This is a genomic window from Inhella inkyongensis (assembly GCF_005952805.1).
In the GTDB taxonomy this organism is placed as follows: Bacteria; Pseudomonadota; Gammaproteobacteria; order Burkholderiales; family Burkholderiaceae_C; genus Inhella; species Inhella inkyongensis.
In genome coordinates, this window is the sequence record NZ_CP040709.1 from 2,154,581 (window position 1) to 2,178,672 (window position 24,092).

At 66.0% G+C, this 24,092-nt stretch carries 23 protein-coding genes; 14 read left to right on the forward strand and 9 right to left on the reverse strand.

Features of this window, described 5'->3' with window-relative positions; translation table 11 throughout:
* Positions 1 to 17 precede the first annotated feature (17 nt).
* From purD to FF090_RS10285, 3 genes are all read right to left on the reverse strand, one after another.
* Positions 18 to 1,304, reverse strand: a complete 1,287-nt coding sequence (purD, locus tag FF090_RS10275) for a phosphoribosylamine--glycine ligase (protein ID WP_138856639.1) — start codon at positions 1,302 to 1,304, stop codon at positions 18 to 20.
* Positions 1,304 to 2,032, reverse strand: coding sequence for a YebC/PmpR family DNA-binding transcriptional regulator (locus tag FF090_RS10280; RefSeq protein WP_138856640.1), 729 nt, complete (start codon positions 2,030 to 2,032; stop codon positions 1,304 to 1,306). The genes purD and FF090_RS10280 overlap by 1 nt, the downstream gene beginning before the upstream one ends.
* A gap of 111 nt (positions 2,033 to 2,143) precedes the next feature.
* Complete coding sequence (locus FF090_RS10285) at positions 2,144 to 3,520, reverse strand: S8 family peptidase (protein ID WP_138856641.1); 1,377 nt, start codon at positions 3,518 to 3,520, stop codon at positions 2,144 to 2,146.
* A gap of 284 nt (positions 3,521 to 3,804) precedes the next feature.
* Between FF090_RS10285 and FF090_RS10290 the strand changes: the two genes are divergently transcribed.
* Entirely contained in the window at positions 3,805 to 6,405 is a 2,601-nt protein-coding gene (locus FF090_RS10290; RefSeq protein WP_175423611.1) for a zinc-dependent metalloprotease, read from the forward strand.
* A gap of 102 nt (positions 6,406 to 6,507) precedes the next feature.
* Here the strand turns inward: FF090_RS10290 and FF090_RS10295 are convergent, their stop codons facing one another.
* A complete protein-coding gene (locus FF090_RS10295) occupies positions 6,508 to 7,659 on the reverse strand; it encodes a Tle-like phospholipase domain-containing protein (protein WP_175423612.1) in 1,152 nt (383 codons plus the stop codon).
* Between the two features lie 403 nt (positions 7,660 to 8,062).
* Between FF090_RS10295 and FF090_RS10300 the strand changes: the two genes are divergently transcribed.
* The 4 genes from FF090_RS10300 to FF090_RS10315 all read left to right on the forward strand — a co-directional run bounded on the left by FF090_RS10300 (position 8,063) and on the right by FF090_RS10315 (position 13,511).
* On the forward strand, positions 8,063 to 9,625 hold the full coding sequence (locus tag FF090_RS10300) for a helicase HerA-like domain-containing protein (protein ID WP_138856644.1): 1,563 nt from the start codon (positions 8,063 to 8,065) through the stop codon (positions 9,623 to 9,625).
* Between the two features lie 106 nt (positions 9,626 to 9,731).
* Positions 9,732 to 10,820 (forward strand): sensor histidine kinase, encoded by a 1,089-nt coding sequence (locus FF090_RS10305; protein ID WP_246071381.1) that lies wholly within the window; start codon positions 9,732 to 9,734, stop codon positions 10,818 to 10,820.
* Positions 10,817 to 11,632, forward strand: coding sequence for a LytR/AlgR family response regulator transcription factor (locus FF090_RS10310; protein WP_138856645.1), 816 nt, complete (start codon positions 10,817 to 10,819; stop codon positions 11,630 to 11,632). Before FF090_RS10305 ends, FF090_RS10310 begins: the two co-directional genes overlap by 4 nt.
* Before the next feature lie 85 nt (positions 11,633 to 11,717).
* The gene (locus FF090_RS10315) at positions 11,718 to 13,511 is read left to right on the forward strand and encodes a glutamine--tRNA ligase/YqeY domain fusion protein (protein ID WP_138856646.1); all 1,794 of its coding nucleotides are present in this window, start codon (positions 11,718 to 11,720) and stop codon (positions 13,509 to 13,511) included.
* A gap of 39 nt (positions 13,512 to 13,550) precedes the next feature.
* Here FF090_RS10315 and FF090_RS10320 read toward each other — a convergent pair whose 3' ends face one another.
* Positions 13,551 to 14,000, reverse strand: a complete 450-nt coding sequence (locus FF090_RS10320; RefSeq protein WP_217502984.1) for a rhodanese-like domain-containing protein — start codon at positions 13,998 to 14,000, stop codon at positions 13,551 to 13,553.
* 101 nt (positions 14,001 to 14,101) lie between these two features.
* Between FF090_RS10320 and pdxR the strand changes: the two genes are divergently transcribed.
* Complete coding sequence (pdxR, locus tag FF090_RS10325; protein WP_138856648.1) at positions 14,102 to 15,532, forward strand: MocR-like pyridoxine biosynthesis transcription factor PdxR; 1,431 nt, start codon at positions 14,102 to 14,104, stop codon at positions 15,530 to 15,532.
* A gap of 28 nt (positions 15,533 to 15,560) precedes the next feature.
* Here the strand turns inward: pdxR and FF090_RS10330 are convergent, their stop codons facing one another.
* The 3 genes from FF090_RS10330 to FF090_RS19255 form a co-directional block, all read right to left on the reverse strand.
* Positions 15,561 to 15,770 (reverse strand): hypothetical protein, encoded by a 210-nt coding sequence (locus FF090_RS10330; RefSeq protein ID WP_138856649.1) that lies wholly within the window; start codon positions 15,768 to 15,770, stop codon positions 15,561 to 15,563.
* Positions 15,771 to 16,085: 315 nt separating this feature from the next.
* On the reverse strand, positions 16,086 to 16,781 hold the full coding sequence (locus FF090_RS10335; protein ID WP_138856650.1) for a methyltransferase: 696 nt from the start codon (positions 16,779 to 16,781) through the stop codon (positions 16,086 to 16,088).
* Positions 16,778 to 16,915 (reverse strand): hypothetical protein, encoded by a 138-nt coding sequence (locus FF090_RS19255; protein ID WP_175423613.1) that lies wholly within the window; start codon positions 16,913 to 16,915, stop codon positions 16,778 to 16,780. The genes FF090_RS10335 and FF090_RS19255 overlap by 4 nt, the downstream gene beginning before the upstream one ends.
* A 367-nt stretch (positions 16,916 to 17,282) precedes the next feature.
* Here FF090_RS19255 and FF090_RS10340 point away from each other — a divergent pair, with 367 nt between their 5' ends.
* Genes FF090_RS10340 through FF090_RS10370 form a run of 7 tightly spaced genes read left to right on the forward strand, consistent with a single transcriptional unit; the run spans position 17,283 to position 21,644 of the window.
* Positions 17,283 to 17,786, forward strand: coding sequence for a toll/interleukin-1 receptor domain-containing protein (locus tag FF090_RS10340; RefSeq protein ID WP_138856651.1), 504 nt, complete (start codon positions 17,283 to 17,285; stop codon positions 17,784 to 17,786).
* Between the two features lie 9 nt (positions 17,787 to 17,795).
* On the forward strand, positions 17,796 to 18,932 hold the full coding sequence (thcB4, locus tag FF090_RS10345; protein WP_138856652.1) for a Thoeris type III anti-phage system protein ThcB4: 1,137 nt from the start codon (positions 17,796 to 17,798) through the stop codon (positions 18,930 to 18,932).
* 3 nt (positions 18,933 to 18,935) lie between these two features.
* Complete coding sequence (gene thcA / locus FF090_RS10350) at positions 18,936 to 19,565, forward strand: Thoeris type III anti-phage system protein ThcA (protein ID WP_138856653.1); 630 nt, start codon at positions 18,936 to 18,938, stop codon at positions 19,563 to 19,565.
* Positions 19,540 to 20,022 (forward strand): TIR domain-containing protein, encoded by a 483-nt coding sequence (locus tag FF090_RS10355; RefSeq protein ID WP_138856654.1) that lies wholly within the window; start codon positions 19,540 to 19,542, stop codon positions 20,020 to 20,022. Before thcA ends, FF090_RS10355 begins: the two co-directional genes overlap by 26 nt.
* 19 nt (positions 20,023 to 20,041) lie before the next feature.
* Positions 20,042 to 20,452, forward strand: a complete 411-nt coding sequence (locus FF090_RS10360; protein ID WP_138856655.1) for a hypothetical protein — start codon at positions 20,042 to 20,044, stop codon at positions 20,450 to 20,452.
* Positions 20,453 to 20,495: 43 nt separating this feature from the next.
* Positions 20,496 to 21,065, forward strand: a complete 570-nt coding sequence (locus tag FF090_RS10365) for a TIR domain-containing protein (protein WP_138856656.1) — start codon at positions 20,496 to 20,498, stop codon at positions 21,063 to 21,065.
* On the forward strand, positions 21,066 to 21,644 hold the full coding sequence (locus tag FF090_RS10370) for a toll/interleukin-1 receptor domain-containing protein (protein WP_138856657.1): 579 nt from the start codon (positions 21,066 to 21,068) through the stop codon (positions 21,642 to 21,644). It abuts the gene before it with no gap.
* Between the two features lie 79 nt (positions 21,645 to 21,723).
* On the opposite strand, the gene FF090_RS10375 is transcribed toward FF090_RS10370, so the two are convergent.
* Positions 21,724 to 22,734: a DNA-binding protein gene (locus FF090_RS10375; protein WP_138856658.1), complete on the reverse strand. Its 1,011-nt coding sequence runs from the start codon at positions 22,732 to 22,734 to the stop codon at positions 21,724 to 21,726.
* A 112-nt stretch (positions 22,735 to 22,846) separates the two neighbouring features.
* On the opposite strand from FF090_RS10375, the gene FF090_RS10380 reads away from it, so the two are divergent.
* Positions 22,847 to 24,019 carry a tyrosine-type recombinase/integrase gene (locus FF090_RS10380; protein ID WP_246071382.1) on the forward strand — a complete coding sequence of 391 codons (1,173 nt, stop codon included), beginning with the start codon at positions 22,847 to 22,849 and terminating at the stop codon, positions 24,017 to 24,019.
* Positions 24,020 to 24,092 lie beyond the last annotated feature (73 nt).

Below are 24,092 nucleotides of genomic sequence, written 5' to 3' on the forward strand. Positions count from 1 at the left end.
AGATCACTTCCAGGAGATCACTTGCGAGTGACTGCGCGGTGACCGATGTCTCGGCGCAGCTGCAGGCCGTCGAAGTGGATGCCTTCCAGCAGCTCATAGGCGCGGGTCTGCGCCACGCGCACCGACTCGCCCAAGGCCGTGGCGCACAACACACGGCCGCCGCTGGTGACCAGCTGGCCCTGTGCGTTGGCGGCCGTACCGGCGTGAAACACCATGGCGTCATCCTGGTCCGCAGGCAGGCCGCTGATCACATCGCCCTTGCGCGGGTTCATCGGGTAGCCATGCGCGGCCAGCACCACGCCGAGCGCGGCACGGCGGTCCCATTGCAGCTCCTGCTCCATCAGGCGGCCGTCGGTGGCGGCATAGAGCAGCTCGAACAGATCGCTCTTGAGGCGCATCAGGATGGGCTGGGTCTCGGGGTCGCCCAGGCGCGCATTGAATTCGATGGTGTAGGGCCGCCCCTCGGCATCGATCATCAAACCGGCGTAAAGGAAGCCGGTGAACGGAATGCCGTCCTTGGCCATGCCGGCAATCGTCGGGCCGATGATTTCGTGCATCGCCTTGGCGTGCACATTGGGCGTCACCACCGGCGCAGGCGAATAGGCGCCCATGCCGCCGGTGTTGGGGCCTTCGTCGCCATCCAGCAGACGCTTGTGGTCCTGGCTGGTGGCCAGGGCCTGCACGTTCATACCGTCACTGATGACGATGAAACTGGCTTCCTCGCCCTGCAGGAACTGCTCGATCACGACCCGGGCGCCGTCCACGTTGTGGCTCACGCCCAGCGTGTTGTCGCGCAGGATCATGTCGATGGCCGCATGGGCCTCATCCAGCGTCATCGCCACCACCACGCCCTTGCCGGCGGCCAGGCCGTCGGCCTTGATGACGATGGGGGCGCCCTGCGCGTCCACATAGGCGTGGGCGGCATCGGCCTCGCTGAAGACTTCGTAGCGCGCCGTCGGGATGCCATGCCGGGCCATGAAGTCCTTGGCGAAGGCCTTGGAGCTTTCCAACTGCGCCGCACCCTTGGTGGGGCCAAAGATGCGCAGGCCGCGGCCGCGGAAGATGTCCACCACGCCGGCCGCCAGCGGCGCCTCGGGGCCCACCACGGTCAGCGCAATCTTGTTGGCCTCGGCCCAATCTGCCAGCTCATGCGGATTGCTGATAGGCAGGTTCTTCAGCCGCTCGTCGCGCAAGGTGCCGCCATTGCCCGGCGCCACAAAGACCTGGGTCACCCGCTGGCCCTGCGCCAGCTTCCAGGCCAGGGCGTGTTCGCGGCCGCCGTTGCCAATGACAAGAACGCGCATCAGGGCAGATCCAGTTCAGCGTTGTGATAGACGTTTTGCACGTCGTCCAGGTCTTCAATCACGTCGAGCAGCTTTTGCATGCGCGCGGCGTCGTCGCCGGCCAGCGCAATGTTGTTCTCGGCACGCATGGTCACCTCGGCGATCTCGGCCTTGAAACCCTTGGCCTCCAGCGCATCGCGCACGGCCTCGAAATCGGCTGCGGCGGTCAGCACCTCGATGGCGCCATCGTCACCGGTGATCACGTCCTCGGCGCCGGCGTCCAGTGCCGCCTCCATCAGCGCGTCTTCCGACGTACCCGGGGCGAAGATCAGCTGGCCGCAGTGCTTGAACTGGAAGGCCACCGAACCCTCGGTGCCCAGATTGCCGCCGTATTTGCTGAAGGCATGCCGCACTTCGGCCACCGTGCGCACGCGGTTGTCCGTCATCGTGTCCACGATGATGGCCGCGCCGCCAATGCCATAGCCCTCGTAGCGGATTTCTTCGTAGGTCACGCCCTCGAGGTTGCCGGTGGCCTTGTCCACATTGCGCTTGATGTTGTCGGCCGGCATGTTGGCGGCCTTGGCGTTGGCAATGGCCAAGCGCAGGCGCGGATTCATCGCAATGTCGCCGCCACCGCTGCGGGCCGCGACGATGATTTCACGCGTCAGCCGGGTCCAAACCTTGCCGCGCTTCTCGTCCTGACGGCCTTTTCGGTGCTGGATGTTCGCCCATTTGGAATGTCCGGCCATAGCTGCTCGCTCAAATCGTGTGTTGGCAAAGGGGCGGGATTCTACGAGGGCCCCCAATGCAAAAAGCCCCCGACGCGCTTTTGCGCTCCGGGGGCTCGGCTCAGGCAGGTCTTATTGCGAGACCGCCTTCAGCGCATTCACAAAGCCGCGACCGTAGTAAGGGTCGTGGCCCTTCTTGCCTTCGTCGTCGGTGGAGTTCATCAGCATGTTCTTCAGCGCGCCCACCGACGCGCCGGGGTACTTTTGCTTGATGAGGGCTGCCACCGCCGAAGCCGCAGGGGCTGCCATGGAGGTGCCGGCCATCCAGCTGTAGCTGCCTGTGCCCGGGCCGCCGCTGCCGCGCACGGTGGAGATCACCATGTCAAACGCCCAGCAGGGAATGACCACCGGGCTGCCATTGGCACGCGGCAGCATGCAGGGTGCATTGCCTTCGAGCGCAAAGTCGCCACCCGGTGCGGCCACACTGATCATGGACGAGCCGTAGTTGGTGTAGGAGCTGATGCGGCGGGTGTTGGTGGCGCCCATCGCAAAGCCCAGCGGACCGGTGGAGGAAACCGCCAAGCCGTTGCCACTCATGGCCGGGGTGGTGATCAGGTTGCCGCTGTGGTCCAGGTCATAGCCATCGTTGCCGGCGGCCGAGATCACCAGCACGCCCTGACGTGTGGCCGTATTGATGGCCTTGTTCATGGCGGCCACCAGTTCGGCGGCATCACGGTCGCCGCGATTGAAGTCCGCACCCAGACTCATATTGATGATGTCGGCCCGGCCTTCGCCCGCTGCGTAAAGGATGGCCGAGATGATGGCGCCGAAGCTGCCGCTGCCACTGTGCAGGGCCTTGACCGGCACGATGGTGGCCTCTGGCGCAATGCCCACCACACCCAGGCCGTTGGCAGGCGCGGCAATGATGCCGGCCACATGAGTGCCATGCCAGGCGGTGCCGGTATCGCAGTCCCACTTCACTTGGCAGCTGCCCGGTGCACCGGCCACGAAGGACCGGGCAGCCGCCGTGTCGACATTGGCTGCCAGGTCGGGGTGGCTGCCCCACACGGCGCCGTCGATCACGGCCACGCGCACGCCCTTGCCGGTATAGCCCAGGCCCCAGGCCTGCGGCGCCTTGACCGACTGCGGCGCCCATTGGATGTAGGGGTAGAAGGCATCGCTGATGACCGCTGGCACGCCGCTGGCGTCCACCGGCATGTCAAAGCTCTTCACATTCGGGGTGAACTGCGCCACGCGATCAGGGGCGCCACTTTGGATCGCGCCCGAGGCCAGCACCTGGCTCAGGAAATCAGCGCGCTCGGACTCCACCACCGCCACGCCGCTGGCGTGCGAGAAGCGTGCCTTGCCGCCGGCGGCCTGCACGGCGGCGTCTTGGGCGGCACCCCACTGGGCGGCCTGCAGCACATAGTCGGCGGCCATTGCGGGCAGAGCGGCGGCGGCGCATGCAGCTGCCACCAGGGAATGGATCAAATTCTTCTTCAGGGCCATGAGTACTCCGTGGGTTGAAGGCCGGGCGACGCCCGGGTTCACAAACTGTGACGAAATGCACGGATTCAAGGGAATGGGGGAACCCGCGCTTCTCGGGTTTCACCGGATCCTCACCCCCTCGGTCACGGGTCGGGTTCCCCCCAGCCGGCCGGGTTCTGAGCCCAAAGCGCCCCGGGCTTACCCTCGATCAGACCTGAGTTTCAGGGCGTGACCTCTGGAGGCGCAGGCGGCTGGCCCGATGCTGCGCGCCGATCCCAACTCATCCCCTTCCCTCCATGCTGAACATGCCATCTGCCTGGCGCCTCAAGGCCCTTAGCGCCGCCGCCCTGCTGGCCTGCGGCCTGGCCGCCCAGGCCCAGACCCCCGCCACGCCACCCGCCTCGGCCGTAGCCGGCGCCCGCCCGACCCCGCCTGCCGCCGCGCCCGATGCGGCCGAGCCCAAGGCCTATGACAAGGTCATCACCAAGGACGCCAGCACCCAGGCCGGCCTGTTCACCCTGCACGAGCAAAAGGGCAAGTTCTATTTCGAGATCCCCAAGGCCAAGCTGGACCAGAACCTCTTGATGGTGGCCACCGCCAAGAGCGTGCCGGCCAACACCGACCACGCCGGCCGCGCCCTCAACCGCGACGTGGTGCGCTTCGTGCTGCGCAACCACAAGGTCTATCTGGAAGAGATCTCCTTTGCCTATCAGGGCGACCCCAGCCGCGCCATCCACTCGGCGGTGGAGCGTTCGCAGCGAGCCACCGTGCTGGCCGTGGTCCCCGTGGAGGCCTATGGCAAGGACGGCGCGCCGGTGATCGAGGTCAGCAAGCTCTTCACCACCGAGGTGGGCGACTTCACGGCCCGCCCCCTGGTGCGCGCCGCCGGCCTGGACAGCGCGCGCAGCTATCTTGACAAGGGCCGCGCCTTCCCCACCAGCCTGCGCATGGACGCCGTGCACACCTACACCCTGGCGCCCCAACCCCTGCCGCCCGGCCTGCCCCTGCCCCCGGGCTTCCAGATGCCGCCCCAGCCGGTGCGCAGCGGCACCGTGGACATGGCCTACAGCATCGTGGAACTGCCCGCGCAACCCATGATGCCGCGCCAGCACGACGACCGCGTGGGCTTCTTCAGCACCGCCCATGTGGACTACGCCACCGACGACCACGAGAGCACGCGCAAGCGCTGGATCGCCCGCTGGCGCCTGGAGAAGAAGGACCCCGGCGCGGCGCTAAGCGAGCCCGTCAAGCCCGTGGTCTGGTACATCGACTCGGCCACTCCCGAGTTCCTGGTGCCCTACATCAAGAAGGGCGTCGAGGCCTGGAACGTCGCCTTCGAGGCCGCCGGGTTCAAGAACGCCATCCAGGCGCGCCCCTTCCCCACCAAGGCCGAGGACCCCGAGTTCGACCCCGATGACGTGCGCTACAGCCTGATCCGCTGGGTGCCCTCGCCCGTGCCCAATGCCTATGGTCCGCACTTGAGCGACCCGCGCAGCGGCGAGATCCTGAACGCCAACATCGTCATGTATCACAACATCCTGCAACTGCAGCGCGACTGGTACGTGACGCAGGCCGGTGCCGTGGACAAGCGCGCCCAGCAACTGCCCCTGCCCAATGACCTGATGGGCGACCTGGTGGCCTATGTGGTCACGCACGAGGTCGGCCACTCGCTGGGCCTGCCGCACAACATGAAGGCCAGCTCCACCTACCCGACCGAGAAGCTGCGCGACCCGGCCTGGCTCAAGACCATGGGCCATGTGCCCACCTTGATGGACTACAGCCGCTTCAACTACCTGGTGCAGCCCGAAGACAAGGTCGACACGGCCCTGCTCTTCCCCAAGGTCGGCCCCTACGACCTCTTCGCCGTGCGCTGGGGCTACAGCCCCATCGCTGGCGCCACCAGCCCCGAGGCCGAGCGCGCGACGCTCGACGCCTGGGCGCGCGAGCAAGACAGCAAGCCCTGGCTGCGCTTCACCACCCCCAAGGCCGAAGGCGATCTGGGCGAGAACACCGAGGCCGTGGGCGATGCCGACGCCGTGCTGGCTACCACCTGGGGCACCAAGAACCTGCAACGCATCGTCAAGGGCCTGCCCAAGATGGCCATGGCCCCGGGCCGCGACGACCGCGCGCTGCAGGAGCTCTACCGCGCCGTCTGGGGCCAGTGGGGCCGCGAACTGGGCCATGTGGCGGCCATCGTCGGCGGCTACGAGACCCAGAACAAACATGGCAGCCAGCCCGGGACCATTGCCACCCCCACCACACGAGCCAATCAAGCGCGCGCCGTGAAGTTCCTGGGCGAGCAGATCCTGGCCACCCCCACCTGGGCCCTGGAGCCCACGGTGACCGAGCGCCTGCCCGTGAGCGAGCCCGCCACCCTGCTGCTCAACACCCAGCGCCAGGTCTTGCGCAACCTCTTGGAGCGCAGCCGCACCGCGCGCCTGCAACTGCATGAAGCGCAACTCGGCGCCAAGGCCTACCGTGTCAGCGATTTGCTGGCCGACCTGCGCGGCGCCGTCTACAGCGAGCTGCAGGGCAGTGCCGCCCCCAGCCCGCACCGCCGCAATCTGCAGCTGACCTATCTGGGGGTGCTCAACGAGCGCCTGAACAACCACAACCCGGCCAACGCCGACGATGCACGCTCCGCCGTGCGCGCCGAACTGCGCACCCTGCAGGCCCTGTTCAGCGCCAAGGCCGCGCAAGCCGGCGATGCGGGTGCCAAGGCGCACTGGGGCGAACTGTCCCACAGCGCCCAGGCCAGCCTGGACCCCAAACTGGCCCAAGCCTTTGCGCCCGCCCTGCCGCTGGTGCGGCCGGGCTTTGCGGAAGAGAGCTGCTGGCCGGGGCGTGAGGCGTGGTTGTTGCAGGGGCTGAGCTCAGAGGAGGACCACAGCGGGCATCGGCACTGAGTCCTTGGTGGAGCACCGCGGGCCCAGCCCGCGGGCTCACCTGATCAGCTAACGGCGGGGTGCCCGCCCATCATCAGGACAACACCCACTCGAACCCAGTCGCTATCGACCCTGGTGACGAGTAGCAGCCATGGACTCAGTGCTTGGGCTACTTGCCAACCGCGACGCATCACTCAGGTTTTTCGCGAACTGCGTCATGCTGTGAAAGTCGCTGGTAATCTGGCTGAAGGTCATTCGATAGTCCACCCGGTGCTTGCGCGCAAAGTTGAAAGTGGTGGTGATCTTGCGCACTCCCGACAGCACCTCCTTGCTGACGTAGGCGCGGGTAATGGCGGGATCAGCGTTCCGAATCGCCAAGTTAGCCAGCAGGGAAGTCCACCCTGTCACCGGACTGGTGTCGAACGTAATCGCCTCGGTCGCATCGCAAGCCGACAACGAGTAGGCGGCGTGCTGAGCCAAGCCTCCACCCAGGGAATGGCCAACCAGTAAAAGTGGAATTTGGTCTTTGGGGTTCTTGGCGAGTTCGCACTGGGGCGTTCGCGCGATCTTCGGCAAGACCGGGCGGAATGCGTTGGCAACGGACTGGGCCACCCGTCGGGCTTGGCGATAGTCCTTGCCGCCAAGCTTCAAGCCCGAGAAGTTTGCCAACCAATCGTGGACCGCCTGCCAAGAGTCGTTTTCAGTCCCGCGATAGGCCAGCGCCAATTCACTGGGCTGCCCTCCATCGGTGACCTTGGCGTAGAGCTCGTAGTTCAGGCCAGCCTCAGCACGACAAAGCGACTTCTTGTCTAGCTTGACGCCCCAGCTCACGAGACGAGCCTGATCGACGCGCACCCATCGATCGGGCAATCCCTTCGGATCCTTCGCTGCGTCCTCAACATAGTCACATCCGTGCTTGAGGCGTGCATGCGCCGGATCAGGCGTGCCATTGAAGTCGCGTCGATAGGCCGCCTCTGCCAGCGCAGCTGGAACCACCAGCTTTCCGACGAGCCGACTCACTTCGCTGGCATCCAGGTCGCGCCGAGGCCATCCATCCTTGGTACGCCTGTGCTCCGTTACTGCGGGGTCCGTAGCAGGGTTGGCCTTCTCCTCGGCTCCCTCAGGAAAAACGTCCGCCCCAGGCTCTGATGTTTCCATCGCCGCGGCGGGTCCCGTGAGGGTTGCAAGCAGCACTGTGCTGATCAAGGGACCTGAGAGGCGACCCATAAAGGTTGGGCCACCTTGCCCGCATGACGTCATGCTCAGAAAGTTCATTCGCCTCTCACCAGTGGTTTTCGGAGGCGCGATGCTGCATGCGCCTGCCCACTGCAGCAACCTCAATTTGAAGGAGGCAGACGCAGCCCAATAGCCAGACTGACACGGATCCCCTCCGGGACGATTGCTCAGGGGGCACGGTTGAATCCCGGCCATTTAAGCCCCTTGCAAAACGCTAAACCTCTGCACGACTTTGCCAGCGTGATGTCGACGCATTCGGCACAGCAGCCTGTGAATGTCACAGATTCGGCACGCCTCTCTCATCGAATCAAAAAGGCACTGCCTTCGCCATTGCATACAAGCCAATGGCTTGACTCGGCCTTCTGGAAGCGGCTACTTGAGCACGATCGCCAACTCAGGGCACTAGACTCCCCGCGCCCGCACACCCCCACACACATCCACCATGGCCGACCCCATCCTCCTCGCCCGCCACGGCGCCACCGTTTGCGAACTGCTGCCCGCCCTGGCCAACCGCCACGGCTTGATCACTGGGGCGACCGGCACGGGCAAGACCATCACGCTGCAGCGCCTGGCCGAGGGCTTCAGCCAGATGGGCGTGCCGGTCTTCATGGCCGATGTGAAGGGTGACTTGACCGGCATCAGCCAGACGGGTGCGCCCAGCGAAAAATTGCTGGCGGTGCTGAAGGATCGCGGGCTGGAGGTCCCGGCGCCCCTGCGTTGCCCGACCACGCTCTGGGATGTGTTTGGCAAGAGCGGGCACCCGGTGCGGGCCACGGTCAGCGACATGGGGCCGCTGCTTTTGAGTCGCATGCTGGCGCTGAACGAGACCCAGGCCGGTGTGCTGCAGATGGTGTTCAAGATCGCCGACGACGCGGGGCTCCTGCTGCTGGACCTGAAGGACCTGCGCGCCATGCTCCAGCATGTGGGCGACAACGCGAGCAACTTCACCACCGAATACGGCAATGTGAGTGCAGCGTCGGTAGGCGCCATTCAGCGCGGCCTGCTGCAGATCGAGGCCCAGGGCGGCGACCAGTTCTTCGGCGAGCCCATGCTCAACATCGCCGACTTCATGCAGACAGAGGGCGGCGCCGGTGTGGTGAACATCCTCGCCGCCGACCAGCTGATGGCCGCCCCGCGCCTCTACGCCACCTTCCTGTTGTGGCTGCTGTCCGAGCTGTTCGAGACCCTGCCCGAGGTGGGCGATCTGGAGAAACCGAAGCTGGTGTTCTTCTTCGACGAGGCGCATCTGCTGTTCAAGGACGCGCCGGCGGCCCTGGTCGAGCGCATCGAGCTGGTGGTGCGCCTGGTGCGCAGCAAGGGCGTGGGCGTGTATTTCGTGACGCAAAACCCGCTGGACATCCCCGACACCGTGCTGGGCCAGCTGGGCAACCGCGTGCAGCACGCGCTGCGCGCCTTCACCCCACGCGACCAGAAGGCCGTGAAGAGCGCGGCCGAAACCATGCGCCCCAAGGAAGGGCTGGACATCGAGGCCGCCATCACCGAGCTCGGTGTGGGCGAGGCCTTGGTGAGCCTGCTGGACGAAAAGGGCCGGCCCAGCATCACCGAGCGGGTCTTCGTGCTGCCCCCGGGCAGCCGCATCGGCCCGGTAACGCCGGCGGAGCGCCAGGCCTTGGTTGCCGGCTCGCTGGTGGCGGGCGTGTATGAAAAGCAGTTGGACCGTGAATCGGCCTACGAGCGCCTGCGCGGTGCAGCGGCGCAGGGCAACCCGTCCGCCGCCCCGGCGGGCATGGCGGACGAGGCCGGCGCCGTCTTCAAGTCCGGCCCGGCGCCCTCCCCGGCACCCGCTGAAGCTGCGGGCGGCGGCATGCTGGATGGGCTCAAGGATGTGCTGTTCGGCTCCACCGGCCCGCGCGGCGGCCGGCGCGAGGGCCTGGCCGAGACGGCGGCCAAGTCGGCGCTGCGCTCCATCGGCTCCTCGGTGGGCCGCGAGATCGTGCGCGGGGTGCTGGGCAGCTTGCTGGGCGGTGGCAAGCGGCGGCGCTGAATTCCCAAGCCCTCCGCTCACGCCCCACCCAAGCCACTCACGCCGACGCCCAGCGGCCCATCCCCCGCCGCTGGCGCCGCTTGGCCCGGCCGCGCATGTTCTGTCCATGACCCCTGATTCCCTCGCCCCGCCCTGGCGCCAGCGCCACCCCCGCATCAACGAGCTGCTGAACATCCTGGCCGTGGGCCTGGTCATCGGGGTGTTGAACTGGTTGATCCGCGGTGGGCGCCACTTTTGGGGCGGCATGCTGTATTCGCAGGCCATCACCCTGTGCATCGCCTATGGCATTGCGCTCTACAACACCGGGGTCAGCCGCTGGTTGCTGCGCCGCGGCGGCCAAAGCCCAGCCCTGCTGAAGAACTGGCCCGGCTGGACCTGGGCCCTGCCCGGCCTGGTGCTGATGCCCCTGCTGGGCTACACCCTGGGTCACGGCCTGGTGGACTGGCTGCTAGACCGCCCACAACGCAATCTATGGGGCGGCAGCCTGCTGCAGACCCTGGTGACGGTGGGCTTCATCGTGCTGATCTCGGCCGCGGTGGCGTACTACTTTTTCACCCGCGAATCGCTGGCAGCACTGAAGTTGGCGCATGAACAGGCCCAGCGTCAGGCCGCCGAGGCCCAGCTGCAAACCCTGCAGGCCCAGCTGGAGCCGCACATGCTGTTCAACACCCTGGCGCATCTGCGGGTCCTGATCAAGCTGCGGCCCGACGACGCGCAGGCCATGCTGGATCAGCTGATCGCCTTTCTGCGCGCCACCCTGCAGGCCAGCCGCCGCGAAAGCCATCCCTTGAGCGCCGAGTTCGAGCGCCTGCGCGACTACCTGGCCCTGATGCAGGTGCGCATGGGTGCGCGCCTGCGCCCCGAGCTGGACCTGCCGGCCGAGCTGGCCGCGTTGCCGGTGCCGCCGCTGCTGCTGCAGCCCCTGGTGGAAAACGCCATCAAACACGGGCTGGAGCCGGCGGTGGATGGCGGACGATTGCGCATCTCGGCGCGGCGTCGGGATCAGCGCCTGCTGCTGTGCGTCGAGGATGAAGGCGTCGGGCTGGGCCAGGCGCCCGCCAGCGATGGCACCGGCTTTGGCCTGACCCAGATCCGCGAACGCCTGCAAAGCCTGTACGGCCCACGCGCCAGCCTGACCCTGCAAGCCTTGGATCCCCAGGGCTGCCGGGCCGAATTGGAGTTGCCCCTGAAATGAACAGCTGCCCCCGCGCCCTGATTGCCGAAGACGAAACCCTGCTGGGCGAGCACCTGCGTGCCGAACTGCAGGCCCTGTGGCCCGAGCTGGAGGTGCTGGGCATTGCGCCCAATGGCCAGGCGGCGCTGGAGCAAGGCCTGCGCCTGCGGCCCGAGATCGTGTTTCTGGACATCCGCATGCCGGGGCTCACTGGCTTGGAGGCCGCCACCGCCCTGGCCGAGGACTGGCCCGAAGACGCGGGTGCCCTGCCCTTGATCGTCTTCGTCACCGCGCACGACGAGTATGCGCTCAAGGCCTTCGAGGCGGCTGCGGTGGACTATGTGCTCAAGCCCGCGCAAACCGAGCGCCTGCGCCAGACCGTGCAGCGCCTGCAAGCGGCCCTGGCCCAACGGGCTGCTTCGGCGGCGCCGGGGGCTGCACAGGCCGACGACACGCTTGCCGCCCTGCGCACCTTGCTGAGCCAGGCCCAATCCGCCCCCAGCACGCCGCGCCTGCGCCATTTGCAAGTGGCGGTGGGCAACCAGATTGAGCTGGTGCCCGTGGATCAGCTGCTCTATCTAGAAGCCGCCGACAAATACGTGCGCGCCGTGACGACCGGCAGGGAGCACTGGGTGCGCATCTCGCTGCGCGAGTTGCTGCCGCAGCTGGACCCCGAGCGCTTCTGGCAGGTGCATCGCAGCACCGTCGTCAATATCGACGCCGTGCGCCGCGCCGAACGGCTGGAAAACGGCCAGGCCCTACTGGACTTGCACGGCAGGCCCGAGCGCATCACGGTGAGCCGCGTGCATGCGGCGCGCTTCAAGCCCTTGTAGCCCGCTGCGGCCTCTGTGACAGAGGCGCACTTCTACAATGCCGCTCCCCGGGCCGACCAGGCCCGTTTTGCATTGCGTTTCCCCTATGAATAGCCCCGTCGAAGCCCCCACCCCTGGCCACAATTTTTTGCGCGCGCAGATTGAGCGCGATCTGCAGCAGTGGAGCCGGGGCCAGGGGCCGGAGCGACGCTTTGGGGGCTCGCCCGGCGACGCCGCCCACCACGCGGCCGGCGCGCTGGACCCGGCCAAGATCCGCACCCGTTTTCCGCCCGAGCCGAATGGCTATCTGCACATCGGCCACGCCAAGAGCATTTGCCTGAACTTCGGCTTGGCGCGGGACTACGGCGGCGCCGCCCACCTGCGCTTTGACGACACCAATCCGGAAAAGGAAGAGCAGGAGTACGTCGACGCCATCAAAGAGATGGTGGCCTGGCTGGGCTGGAGCTGGGAGCACGCCGGCCAGACCCATCTGTACCAGGCCAGCGACTACTTTGACTTCATGTACCGCGCGGCGGAAGGCTTGATCGAAGCCGGCCTGGCCTATGTGGACGAGCAAAGCGCAGACGACATGCGCAAGAACCGCGGCGACTTCACGACGCCCGGCACTGACAGCCCTTTTCGCACGCGCACGCCGGCCGAGAACCTGGCGCGATTCAGGGAGATGCGCGACGGCCAGCACGCGGACGGCAGCATGGTGCTGCGCGCCAAGATTGAAATGGCCAGCCCCAACATCAATCTGCGCGATCCGGCGCTCTATCGCATCAAGCATGCCGAGCACCACGCCACGGGCAATAAGTGGTGCATCTACCCGATGTACACCTATGCGCACCCGATCGAGGACGCGCTGGAGCGCATCACCCACTCCATCTGCACCCTGGAGTTCGAGGACCAGCGGCCCTTCTACGACTGGCTGCTGGGCCATCTGGCGCAATTGGGGCTGCTGGCCCAGCCGCTGCCGCACCAGTACGAGTTCGGCCGCCTAAACCTGAGCTATGTGGTGACCAGCAAGCGCAAGCTGCGCCAACTGGTGGACGAAGGCCATGTGAAGGGCTGGGACGATCCGCGCATGCCGACCCTGGTGGGCATGCGCCGGCGCGGCTACACGCCGGAGAGCATCCGCGCCATGGTGGACGGCAGCGGCACCACCAAGACCAACAGCTGGCTGGAGTACAGCGTGCTGGAAGGCTGCCTGCGCGCCGACCTGGAAGCCCGTGCCCCGCGCGCCATGGCCGTGCTGGACCCCCTGAAGCTGGAGCTGGTGAACTACGCCGAGGTGTTCGGCTCCACCGACTTCCGCGACCCCTGCAGCGCCCCGGCCCATCCGCACCACCCTGAGTTGGGCGAGCGCCGCTTCTCCTTCGGCCCCGAGCTCTGGATCGAGCGCGAGGACTTCGCCGAGGTGCCGCCCAAGGGCTATCACCGCCTGTTCCCGGGCAACAAGGTGCGCCTCAAGGCCGGCCATGTGATCGAGTGCGTGGGTTGCACCAAGAACGAAGCCGGCGAAGTGCTTGCCGTGCAGGCCAAGGTCGTGCCTGACACCAAGAGCGGCACACCCGGCGCGGATGCCATCAAGGTCAAGGGCGTGATCACCTGGGTGGCCGCACACGAGGCCGTGGCGGCCGAAATTCGCCTGTTCGACCGCCTGTTCAGCGACCCCCAACCCGACGCCGGCGGCAAGGACTTCCTGGCCTGTCTGAACCCGGAGTCGCTGCGAGTGACCCAAGGTTTTGTGGAGCCGGCGCTGCTGGATGCGGCTCCCGCCAGCCACTGGCAGTTCGAGCGCCACGGCTATTTCGTGGCCGACCGAGTCGATCACTCGGCAGGCCGGGCGGTGTTCAACCGCACCGCCACTCTGAAGGACAGCTGGGGCGCGAAATGAACAAGGGGGCCACAGGCCCCCTTGTGATTTCTGCGTCGTTCAGCACGCGCAGGCCATGCCGACGACCTGCCGGCGCATTGTTCCCGGTTGAGTGCCCGTAGCGAGTGGGTGGCCATCGCGCTTCCAGAAATCCAGACCGCCCAGCATCTCCTTGACCAGAAAGCCCAGCGCAGCCAGCTTGTAGGCGCCCTTGGTTGAGCCGTTGCAGCCGATGCCGTCGCAATAGGTCACGTAGACCTTGCTGCGATCGAGCTGGGCGCAGCGCTCGGCCGTCATCTCGCGGTGCGGCAGGCTGATGGCGCCCGGCACATGGCCCTGGGCGTAGTGCGCGGCGGAGCGCGTGTCCACCACCACCAGGCGATCCAGTCCGAGGCTGAGGTCCTCGGCCACATCCCAGGCATCGGCATGGAAGCGCAGCTTCCACTGCATGTAGTCGGCCGTCTCAGTGGGACTGGCGGGCGGGTAGTGCAACACGGCGGAATCGTTCATCAAGGTCTCCTGAAGGTGAACACACTCTAGGCTCCCGCGCTCCGCGTCGTCAGACCACTTTGGGGGCGATCAGCAGACCACTTTGGCGCGACACTGGCGCCATGCCTTTACCCAGCCGTCTTTGGTTGCAGCATTTCGACCGCGCGGCACGCTCGGGCTTGAGCCTGCGCGAACAGCTTTGCGCCAGCCTGCGTGCCCATGCCCGAGCGCGCCGCAGTGCCGTCGCAGAACGCCTGCCTGCCAGCCGCGTGCTGGCGGCCGACTTGGGCCTGTCGCGCGCCACGGTCGAGGCCGCCTATGCGCAGCTGCAGGCCGAAGGCTTGCTGGAGCGCCGCCATGGCAGCGGCAGCTATTTGCGCGCCACACCGACCCAAGCGACGCGCGCGGCCGTCCCAGGAGCGAGCCGCCCGGCCACCTTGTCAGCACGGGGGCAGTTGGCCCTTCGGATCGGCGGCTGCGTGGACCCGCTGACGCCCCTGCCCTTCGCCGCCGGCAGCCCCGACCTGCGCGCCTTCCCCTGGGCGCTGTGGCAGCGTCTGGGCCGTCGCCGCCAGGGCGATGCGCCGGCGCTGGCGCGCTACCAAGATCCACAGGGTCTGCCAGAGCTGCGCGATGCGCTGGCCGAGCACCTGCAAGCCGCCCGCGGCCTGGCAGGCCGACCCGATCAATTGCTGATCCTGACCAGTTCGCAGCAGGCCCTTCAACTGCTGGCCAGCCTGCTGCTGGACCCTGGCGACTGCGTGTGGATGGAAGATCCTGGTTATCGCGGCGCCGCCGCCTGCTTTGCAGCTGCGGGCGCCCGGGTGCAGCCCGTGCAGGTGGACGCCGAGGGCCTGTGTCCGCAGGCCGACTTGCCCCCGCCGCGCCTGATCTACCTGACCCCGGCGCACCAGTACCCGCTAGGCGTGCGCCTGAGCCCCGCACGGCGCGCGCAGATCCTGGCCCTGGCGCGTCAGCATGGCGCCTGGGTGATCGAGGACGACTACGACAGCGACTTCCACGACGCCGCCACCGCCCTGCCGGCGCTGCAGACCCAGGACCCCGATGGGCGCGTGGTCTACCTGGGCACTTTCTCAAAGACCCTGATGCCAGGGCTGCGCCTGGCCTATGCGCAGCTGCCCGATCGCTTGATGCCCGCCGCCTTGGCCCTGCGCAGCTTGCAGGATGGCCACAGCAACGGGTGGTTCCAGGCCTTGGTGGCCGACTTCATCGGCGGCGGGCACTACGCGACGCACCTGCGCGCCATGCGCCGGCTCTACAACGCCCGTCGCACGCTGCTGCAACAGGGGCTAGCCGCCGAGCTGCCCTGGGCGCGGGTGCTGGCGCCCGAGGGCTGCGGGCTGCAGCTCTGTGTGGCGCTACCGCAGGGGCAAGGCGACCGGCTGAGTCGAGCGGCGGCCCGTGCTGGTGTCGTCACGCCCGGCCTGCACAGCTTGCAGAAAACCCTGGATGCCTGGCTGCTGGGCTTTGCGGCTTTAACACCCGCTGAGATCGAAGGCGCCATCGCGAGGCTGGCGCCCCTTCGCCCTTGATCAGCGCCGGCGAATCAACGCCGACAAATCAACGCCGACAAACATGCGGCGTGGCGAACTCGCGGCCCACCACCGCGCGCGCAAACAGGTAGTTCTCGCGGGCATGCTCGCTCAGACCATCCAGATTGACTTCCCCGTGGGCATCGCAGGGAAAGGCCAGCGCCCGGCCGGCCTGGAACAAGGAATCGAAGCGCAGCTCGAAACCCGGCTGCACGGTGGCTTGGGTGATCGGGGCCATGGACTTCTCCTTGCATCGGCAACACGCCTTGAAGAGGTTTTCGGCGGGCCTTGGGATCAGGTTAAGAGCCGCCTCCCGGCGGCGCGAGTGCAAAAGTCTCGGCGCGCTGTCGGGCATGCGGCCGACCTTCAGTCAGGGGGAATCCGACACGAATGGCAGTCGGTTCAGCGCGGCCTTATCCCCGCCCGCTGTGGACAAGTTCGTGCATACCTCTTGGGGCCTTGCGCCAAGTGCTTGTCCAGACAAGTGAAAACCTGCCCTGCCACAAGATGAGGCAGTGGGCACGCGGCGTGGCGGCCTGGCGCCGGCAGGTGCTCAGGGCTTGCGCGCCACCACGAAGATGCGAATGTCTTTGCCCTTCGTGCCGTGGCGCTCCTCGGCCTCGATCTGCAAGCCCTGGCGCTCCAAGGCAGCCACGAGTGTGGGCGCCTTGAATGCCCGCACCGGCGGCGCCTTGCCCAGCACGCGCGCCACGGGAATGGCCAGCCAGGGAATCAGTGGGTTCATCTCGCCCACGCAGGCCGTCTTGGAAATGAAGAGGCCGCCCGATTTGAGCGGTTTCAGCAGCTGCGCTAGGCTGGCGTCAAGATCAGGCAGCAGGTGCAGCAGATTGAAGGCCAGCAAGGCATCAAAGCCGGGTGCTGGGCGCTGAGGCGCAGCGTCGGCTGCATCAGCCGCATCAGCTACTGCAAAGCGCAGACCCGGAGTGGGCTGCAGCGCCAAGCGCTCGCGGGCGATGGTGATCATCTCCGGCGCCAGGTCGGTCCCCAGATAACTTCGCACTTGGGGGGCCAGACGCAATGCGGTGCTGCCCGTGCCGCAGCCCAGCTCCAGCACGGTTTGCTGGGGCTGCAACAAGGCGCGCACCCGGTCCAGCGTGGCTTCATACCCAGGCAAGTCGGCGATCGCATCCGCCGCGTACTTGCGCGCGATGCGGTTCCAAAACCGCGCCTGAGCCGTCAGGGGCGTCACGCCTGAGGCTGACGCTGCGGGCCGCGACAGGCGGCTCATAGAACGGCCAACGCCGGACGCCACGACTCGGTCTGCACATGGCAGCGACCCTGCGTCACCCGCACCCGCAGGCTGGCGCTGGCGTGGCCGGCCTTGCTCGCGACCACGTCGTAGTCACCCGCGCGGTCAAACACGGCGCACGGCGCTGGATCGCAGATCAGACTCTGCGAGCTCGAGGGTTGGCCGTGATTCCTGAAAAATCCGCAGGAATGCCGTTAAACCATTGATTCAATTCGGTATTTGCTTGCATCGGCGCGCGATGCGAAAGATGCGAGATCCCCGCCATCTATGAACGCTAGCGCGCCGCGGATGCTGCTGGCGCAAACCGGCGACACAGTCTCCCTGGCTGCGGAAACCCACTCCCCTCCGCCTCTTCTCGCTGGCCGTTGACGACGGCCAGGAGGCCCTTGGTCAATGGGCGGCGTTGTACGGGTTCGCACGCATGACTGCCAACAAACGTTTGGTTACCGTTGTCGCAGGGATAGGAAAAAAAGAGATCAAATGGCAATTGCTCAGGCCGAGTTGCTGCGCGCTGCTCAACGGCAACCAGTTATCAAATCGCAGGTCCGCGCCGGTCTTCAGAAGACCGCCTTCCTGTGTCACAGCCACCGAGACGAGAAGCTGGCTGAGGGCCTGCAGTCCCTGCTTGCCGAGCAAGGCGTGCAGCTTTACATCGACTGGAAAGACGCGTCGATGCCGCCCGAACCCAATCGGGAGACTGCCGCGCGCATCCAGCAACGCATCAAGTCCTGCGACTGGTTCCTGTTTCTGGCAACGGCCAACTCGATGGCCTCGCGCTGGTGCCCCTGGGAGCTGGGATATGCCGACGGCCAGAAGCAGCCGGACCGGATTGCCGTCGTGCAAACGTCCGACTCCTCGACGACGCATGGCAACGAGTACATGCAGCTCTATCGACGTGTCGACTCGAATAACGCCGGTCAACTGCTCTGGCTCCCCGCTGGCGGCAATCAGGGTCAGTTCGTTCGCAGCGTGCCGTTCCTGTAGGAGCGGGCCATGGCGCTTTATCAATGCCTGGTTCTGGGCTCGCCGACCGCTGCGCAGACTGCAGCGTTTGCGGCCACCTTCGATGACTGCCTAGGCCTGTTCGGTCTGGTGCGAGGTCGCGACTACACGATCGATCGCGGCATCTCGGCTGATTTCAGCGCCAGCACGGCCACAGTGGCCGTCTTCTTTGGCGCCGACGGTGCTGGCTACCCCGAAGCTGATCGCCTCAAGCGGCTGGGCGTGCCCGTTGTGCCGGTGGTCAGTAGCGCTGCTCGCGTCAGCGCGGAGTTGCCGGCGGAGCTTCGGGGCATCAACGCAATGTTCCACGACGCGGCCGATACAAACCTGCGCCGAGTCGTCACGGCGGCGTTGCAGTGCTTGGGCCTGCTACCCGCCCAGCGCCGCGTCTTCGTCAGCTACCGCCGAGAAGAATCTGCGGACGTTGCGCTGCAGCTCTATGAAGCGCTGTCCGCGCGCCACTTCGATGTGTTCCTGGACACGCATTCGGTCTCAGTCGCTGCCGACTTCCAGGCGGCGCTTTGGCATCGGCTGTGCGACTCAGACGTGTTGATCATGCTAGACACGCCCGGCTACTTCAGCAGCCGGTGGACAACGGCCGAATGGGGACGCGCTATCGCCAAGCACATCTCCATGCTCCAGTTGGTGTGGCCGGCTCACACGCCAGCGCGCGAATCGAACCTAGCGACCTCCAAGAAGCTGGCCGACGTCGACTTCGACGGCTCGCGCCTGACGGCCGCCGTAGTCAGCGAAGTCGCGCTCGAACTGGAGCGCGTGCGAAGCGTCAGCGTGGCGCTGCGGCACTCCAACATGGTCGGCACGCTGCGCTCCGCGATCGAAGATCTCGGAGGCAGTGTGGAAGGTGTGGGCCAGAAGCGTTCGGTGCTCCTGAAGCTGCCGTCGGGTAATTCGCTGGTGGCCTATCCCGTGGTCGGTGTGCCCACCTCCCTGGATGTGCACGACTGCATCGACCTGAGCGACTCGCGCGCCGCGGCGGTGGTCTACGACCACCTGGGCATCAGCGAGGAATGGCGGCGCCACCTGGACTGGCTTGCTGCTCGCGTTGGCGCCGTCAAGTGGCTGCGAAGTCGCGAAGCCGACTGGCAGCTGGCCGACATCGAGCTCTAAGCCGTGGGCGCGATCTTTCTTTCTGCCAGCGTCCCGACCCGGGCGCCCTACGACGCGGACTGCCGCCCCCAGGAGATTCAAGCTGCCATCAATGCGTTGGCGCTGGTGGTGTTGGGCCGCAAAAAGCTTGTCTGGGGCGGGCATCCCGCCATCACGCCGCTGCTGTGGTCAGCTGCGCAAGCGGTTGGCGTCGAATGCACCGAGGCGGTGGAGCTGTTTCAGTCGCGGCTGTTCGAGAAGGTACTCCCGGCCGAGAACAAGCACTTTGCCCACGTGACGATGGTCGATGCCGTTGGAACGGACCAAGAGGCCAGCCTGCTCGCCATGCGCAAGGCCATGCTCGCGTCGACGACGTTCGAAGCAGCGGTGTTCATTGGCGGGATGCACGGCATCCTCGATGAACACAAGCTGTTCACCCAGTATTGGCCCGATGCGGTCTGCATCCCCATCGCACAGACCGGCGGCGCTACTGCCCAGCTCGCCGACCAACTTCAGTTCAAGCCCCCTGAAGACCTGGCGCCACTGGATTTCGTTGCGCTGCTGTACCGCGGCCTGGGCATCCGCCCCAGCCAAAAGCGCAAAACCCATCTAGATCAGAGAGGAAACCATGGCACGAGTTCCGGTGTTCTATAGCTTTCATTTCGACAACGACGTCATGCGGGTGCAGCAGATCCGCCAGATGGGCATGATCGACGGCGATGAACCGGTCTCCAAGAACGACTGGGAGACCGTCAAGCGCAGCGGCGCGGGCGCCATCGAGCGCTGGATCGACGACAACATGAAATACAAGCGCTGCGTGGTCGTGCTGATCGGCACCGATACCCACTCACGGCCGTGGGTGAAGCATGAGATCAGAAAGGCCTGGGCGGACAAACGCGGCCTGCTGGGCATTCGCATCCACAACCTGAAGTGCCCGAACCAAGGAACGTGCGCTAAGGGCACCAACCCGTTCGACCAATTCAACTTCCACGACGGTAGCGGCCGCGTCGTTGTTCCGCCGGTCTACGACCCGCCGGCGCACGACGCCTATAACCACATCAAGAACAACCTAGCGGCCTGGGTCGAGGACGCCATCGCCCGCCGCCAATAGTCCAGCGATCGTGAGCGCGATGTCCGACTCGCCCAACAAGCACAAGCACCTGGAGTTCATTCAGGCAGCCATCGGCCGGATGGCAGGCAACCTGTTCCTGCTCAAGGGTTGGAGCATCACGCTGATCGCGGCGCTGTTTGCCTTGGCTGCCAAGGATGCGAAGCAGGGCTACATCCTGATCGCCTACTTCCCGCTGATCATCTTTTGGGCCCTGGACGGCTACTTCCTCTGCATGGAGCGCCGCTTCCGGGCGCTGTACGACCACGTCCGGCAGCTCAAGGAGGAGGACATCGACTTCTCCATGGACACCGGACCCTACAAAGGCGAGCTGCGAAACAGCTGGGCAGCGGCAATGCTGTCGCGAACCTTGTTCGTCTACTACGCCGGCCTTGCCGTCGTCATGATCGTGCTGGCCATCTGCATCCGCTAGCCCACTTCCTAGAGGTCACCAGGAACTGAGGGGAGAGACAAGCATGGCACGGCGCTGTTTTTTCAGCTTCGACTACCAGGACGTCGCCGACTTCCGCGCGAACGTCGTGCGCAACCACAACGTTCTCAAGGATGGTAACGGCGGCTTCTTCGATGCGTCGATCTGGGAGGAAGCCAAGACCAAGGGCGATGCGGCGCTGAAGAGGCTTATCGACGAGGCCTTGGAGAACACCACCGCGACGGCGGTGCTGATCGGGACGGGCACCCATTCGAGACGCTGGGTCCAGTACGAGATCATGAAGAGCATCCAGCGCGGGAACCGCCTACTCGGCATCCACATCAACGGCATTCGCGATCGCACTGGCAATTCGCTGCCGTTGGGCCACGACCCTTTCGACCACCTCGCGCTGCAGATCAGCGCCGATGGGCGCACCGGCTCTCCCATCGTCTGGAGCGGCACCGCCTGGGTGGCGTACCAAGATCTTGGCCCGTTCACTTTCAACCAGCGTCCGGAGGTCGAACGAGGCATGGGCTTCAAGCTCTCGCACTGGTGGAAGACCTACGACTGGATCACAGACAACGGGTACGACAACTTCGAAACCTGGATCGCCTGAATGTCTCTCTTCATTGAATCGGATCTGCGCCAGCGTGCGCGCGCTGGCACACCTGTATACAAGTCGGCTGGCGGCGTTCTTCAAGAACGCCTCCGCGTCCTCGCCAGCGTCGCTGAGTTCGACATCTTCCTGTCACACAGCTTCACCGACCAAGAGTTGATCCTGGGGATCATGATGTCGCTGGAGGACTTGGGATATAAGGTCTATGTCGACTGGGTGCACGATAGCCAGCTCAGTCGTGACCGGGTGACCACCGAGACAGCCCAGGTGCTGCGCAAGCGGATGGCAATGAGCAAAAGCCTTTTCTTCGCGACCACGGCCAACAGCAGCGCGTCGAAATGGATGCCCTGGGAGCTGGGTTTTATGGACGGCCGCAACGGCAAGGCGGCAATCCTCCCCGTCGCTCAGCAGAGCACGGGGTCCTACGCCGGCCAGGAGTACCTCGGTGTCTATCCATACGTTCAAAGGGCTCCCGCGAACGACAACCCTAGGCAGAGGCTGTGGATCCACCGCTCGCCGACCAACTACATCCTCTTCGATCAGTGGCTGCAAGGCCGTGAGCCCACGGAACGAAGTTGAGCCCATCAGCCGCCAGCCTAGCGTTTCGCGCGCGAAACGGCGGCGGAGCGCGGCGCCCCTCTGACCCCGAAGCCGGCCTCTATTTGGCAGTCCGCTTGCGCGCCGGCTTTGTTGGAGCCGGCGCCGGGGCCGTCGGAGGGGCGAGTCGCTCGAGGAGCCCATGAACGGTCACCGCTTCCGTACGGTACTGCGTGGCTTCCTGCCGGCTGGCCGCCAACTGATCGTGCAAGGCGCGTACCTGCTGCTCAAGCAACACCCTACTGGCCTGCTCGGCCTGGTGACCCGCTTCAGCGGCTTGGAGCTGCCCCGTCAACCTGGTGAACGCCTCGGTGTGCTCCAGCGAGGCCTGGCGCTCGCGAGACTCGGCTTGCGAAAGCTGGCTGCGCAAGGCCTCCGAGGCTTTATCGGCCTTGGCGCGCGCCTGGCGCTCCTGCTCGATCTCCAGCAGCGCCCGGCGCTCAGCGGCGGCGGCGCGCTCCTGAGCGGTGTCGACTGCCTCACGCGCCTTGGCCAGGTCAGCGCTGAAGCCCTCCTGCAGCCGCTGCTGCTGCGCGTGCCCTTGCTCAAGCTGTTCCTGAGCCTGCTGCAAGCGGGCCTGGGCGCCGGCGTGCGCAAGGCGTTCGGCTTCGAGCTCGAGCTGCACCTGCTGCAGCGCATGCCGAGCCAGTTCCAACTCACCCCGCAGCTGCTCGGCTGCCGCTTGGGCTTGAGCTTCCTGCTCGCGGCTCCTTTCCTGATCAGCCTGCAGCTCTAGCCGGATGGCGGCCAGATCGCTTCGTGCTGCGGCGGTGGCTTGCTGCCAGATCGCAGCGATCGCTTCGGCGGCCACCGTCTTGATCTCCGGCGGCAGGTCCGGGTGATCGATCTCGACCCGTGCTTTGACACGCAGCTCGTCCCAGAACTTGGCCAGAGCCTCGGCCGGCGTGCCCATCGTGCCCTTGCGGACGTACTGGTAGAGCTTGTTGGTTGTGGGCGTGATCCCGTACCGGAAGAACAGCAAGGCGCAGACTTCGCGGTACAACGCCTTCGTATCGCTGAAACGGGCCTTCAGCGCTTCGACCTCGGCAAGGATCTCGTTTTCGGTGCTCATGAATTGATACTACGGCGTAATGCGTTGGGTTATCAACTTTCTACGCAAAGCTATGGACATAAGTTCTCTTATGTCCATAATCGTCAGAAGTGCTTAGCCGAAAAATCGTGCAGTGCCTGACATCGCCCCAATCGACCAATTGTTGGTGCCTGAACACCTGGATGGCAGCACCGGCCGCAATCGCGGCACCGGGCGCATGCAGATCGGCGCGCAGGACGATCGCTCAGCGGTCATTGCCTGGCTGGCTCGCTACATCGACTCGCCCGCGACGCTGGCCAGCTACCGCAAGGAATCGGAGCGCCTACTGCTGTGGTGTGTGCTGCAGCGCAGCGTGGCGCTGTCAGATCTCACCCATGAGGACATGCTGATCTACCAACGATTCCTGGCGAATCCAGAGCCGCCGCATCGCTGGGTAATGGCACCAGGGCAAAAGCCCGCGCGCAGTTCGCCGGCGTGGCGACCATTTGCTGGGCCACTCAGCCCTCAGAGCTCGCGCCAGGCCCTCAGCATCATCAACAGCCTTTTCAGCTGGCTGGTGGAAGCCGGCTATCTGGCCGGCAACCCGCTGGCGCTTGCCCGGCGCCGGCACAGCCATCGGGCACCGCGAGTGACCCGGTTCCTGCCCATGGCGCACTGGAAGGAGGTGCGACAGACCATCGAGTCGCTGCCTACCGGCACCGAGCGCGAGCAGGCTCATGCGGCCCGGGTGCGCTGGCTGTTTTCGCTGCTGTACATCGGTGGGCTGCGCGTGACGGAAGTCTGCAACACCCCTATGTCTGGCTTCTTCTGCCGGCGGGGTGCCGACGGTACGGAACGCTGGTGGCTTGAGGTCACCGGCAAAGGCGGCAAGACTCGCCTGATTCCCGCCACCACCGAACTCATGGCCGAGTTGATGCGGTATCGGCGATCACGCGGCATGGCGCCTCTGGCCACCCATGACGAAACCACGCCGGTGCTGCTGCCGGTCATTGGACCGATCAAGCGGATGGCCCGCACTGCGGTGCATGAGATCGTCAAGGGGGTGATGCGTAGTAGCGCCGAACGTTTGCGACTCGCCGGCGATCCTCAAGCTGCAGCGGCCGCGGCGCACATCGAGCAGGCGTCGACGCACTGGATGCGCCACACCGCCGGCACGCATCAAACCAATCTGGTCGACCTTAAAGCGGTACGAGACAACCTCGGCCACGCCAACATCGCCACTACAAACATCTACGTGCACGCCGAAGACGACGCGCGGCACGACGCCACCTCAAGTGCTCATCGAGCAGGATGGCATGCCCAATAGCCCGATGGCGCTGGGCTGCGGTAGACGCAGTCCGTCTGCCTGGGCGACGCGATGCTCGCGCTGCTGCGCGGTG

Coding starts and splice junctions, on each gene's coding strand:
- FF090_RS10305 (WP_246071381.1), top strand. CDS start 9,732: ATGACCCCTGATTCCCTCGCCCCGCCCTGGCGCCAGCGCCACCCCCGC.
- pdxR (WP_138856648.1), top strand. CDS start 14,102: ATGCCTTTACCCAGCCGTCTTTGGTTGCAGCATTTCGACCGCGCGGCA.
- FF090_RS10340 (WP_138856651.1), top strand. CDS start 17,283: ATGGCAATTGCTCAGGCCGAGTTGCTGCGCGCTGCTCAACGGCAACCA.
- FF090_RS10360 (WP_138856655.1), top strand. CDS start 20,042: ATGTCCGACTCGCCCAACAAGCACAAGCACCTGGAGTTCATTCAGGCA.
- FF090_RS10335 (WP_138856650.1), bottom strand. CDS start 16,781: ATGAGCCGCCTGTCGCGGCCCGCAGCGTCAGCCTCAGGCGTGACGCCC.
- FF090_RS10365 (WP_138856656.1), top strand. CDS start 20,496: ATGGCACGGCGCTGTTTTTTCAGCTTCGACTACCAGGACGTCGCCGAC.
- FF090_RS10320 (WP_217502984.1), bottom strand. CDS start 14,000: ATGAACGATTCCGCCGTGTTGCACTACCCGCCCGCCAGTCCCACTGAG.
- FF090_RS10285 (WP_138856641.1), bottom strand. CDS start 3,520: ATGGCCCTGAAGAAGAATTTGATCCATTCCCTGGTGGCAGCTGCATGC.
- thcB4 (WP_138856652.1), top strand. CDS start 17,796: ATGGCGCTTTATCAATGCCTGGTTCTGGGCTCGCCGACCGCTGCGCAG.
- FF090_RS10300 (WP_138856644.1), top strand. CDS start 8,063: ATGGCCGACCCCATCCTCCTCGCCCGCCACGGCGCCACCGTTTGCGAA.
- FF090_RS10375 (WP_138856658.1), bottom strand. CDS start 22,734: ATGAGCACCGAAAACGAGATCCTTGCCGAGGTCGAAGCGCTGAAGGCC.
- FF090_RS10290 (WP_175423611.1), top strand. CDS start 3,805: ATGCCATCTGCCTGGCGCCTCAAGGCCCTTAGCGCCGCCGCCCTGCTG.
- FF090_RS10330 (WP_138856649.1), bottom strand. CDS start 15,770: ATGGCCCCGATCACCCAAGCCACCGTGCAGCCGGGTTTCGAGCTGCGC.
- FF090_RS10315 (WP_138856646.1), top strand. CDS start 11,718: ATGAATAGCCCCGTCGAAGCCCCCACCCCTGGCCACAATTTTTTGCGC.
- FF090_RS10310 (WP_138856645.1), top strand. CDS start 10,817: ATGAACAGCTGCCCCCGCGCCCTGATTGCCGAAGACGAAACCCTGCTG.
- FF090_RS10280 (WP_138856640.1), bottom strand. CDS start 2,032: ATGGCCGGACATTCCAAATGGGCGAACATCCAGCACCGAAAAGGCCGT.
- FF090_RS10370 (WP_138856657.1), top strand. CDS start 21,066: ATGTCTCTCTTCATTGAATCGGATCTGCGCCAGCGTGCGCGCGCTGGC.
- FF090_RS10355 (WP_138856654.1), top strand. CDS start 19,540: ATGGCACGAGTTCCGGTGTTCTATAGCTTTCATTTCGACAACGACGTC.
- FF090_RS10295 (WP_175423612.1), bottom strand. CDS start 7,659: ATGAACTTTCTGAGCATGACGTCATGCGGGCAAGGTGGCCCAACCTTT.
- purD (WP_138856639.1), bottom strand. CDS start 1,304: ATGCGCGTTCTTGTCATTGGCAACGGCGGCCGCGAACACGCCCTGGCC.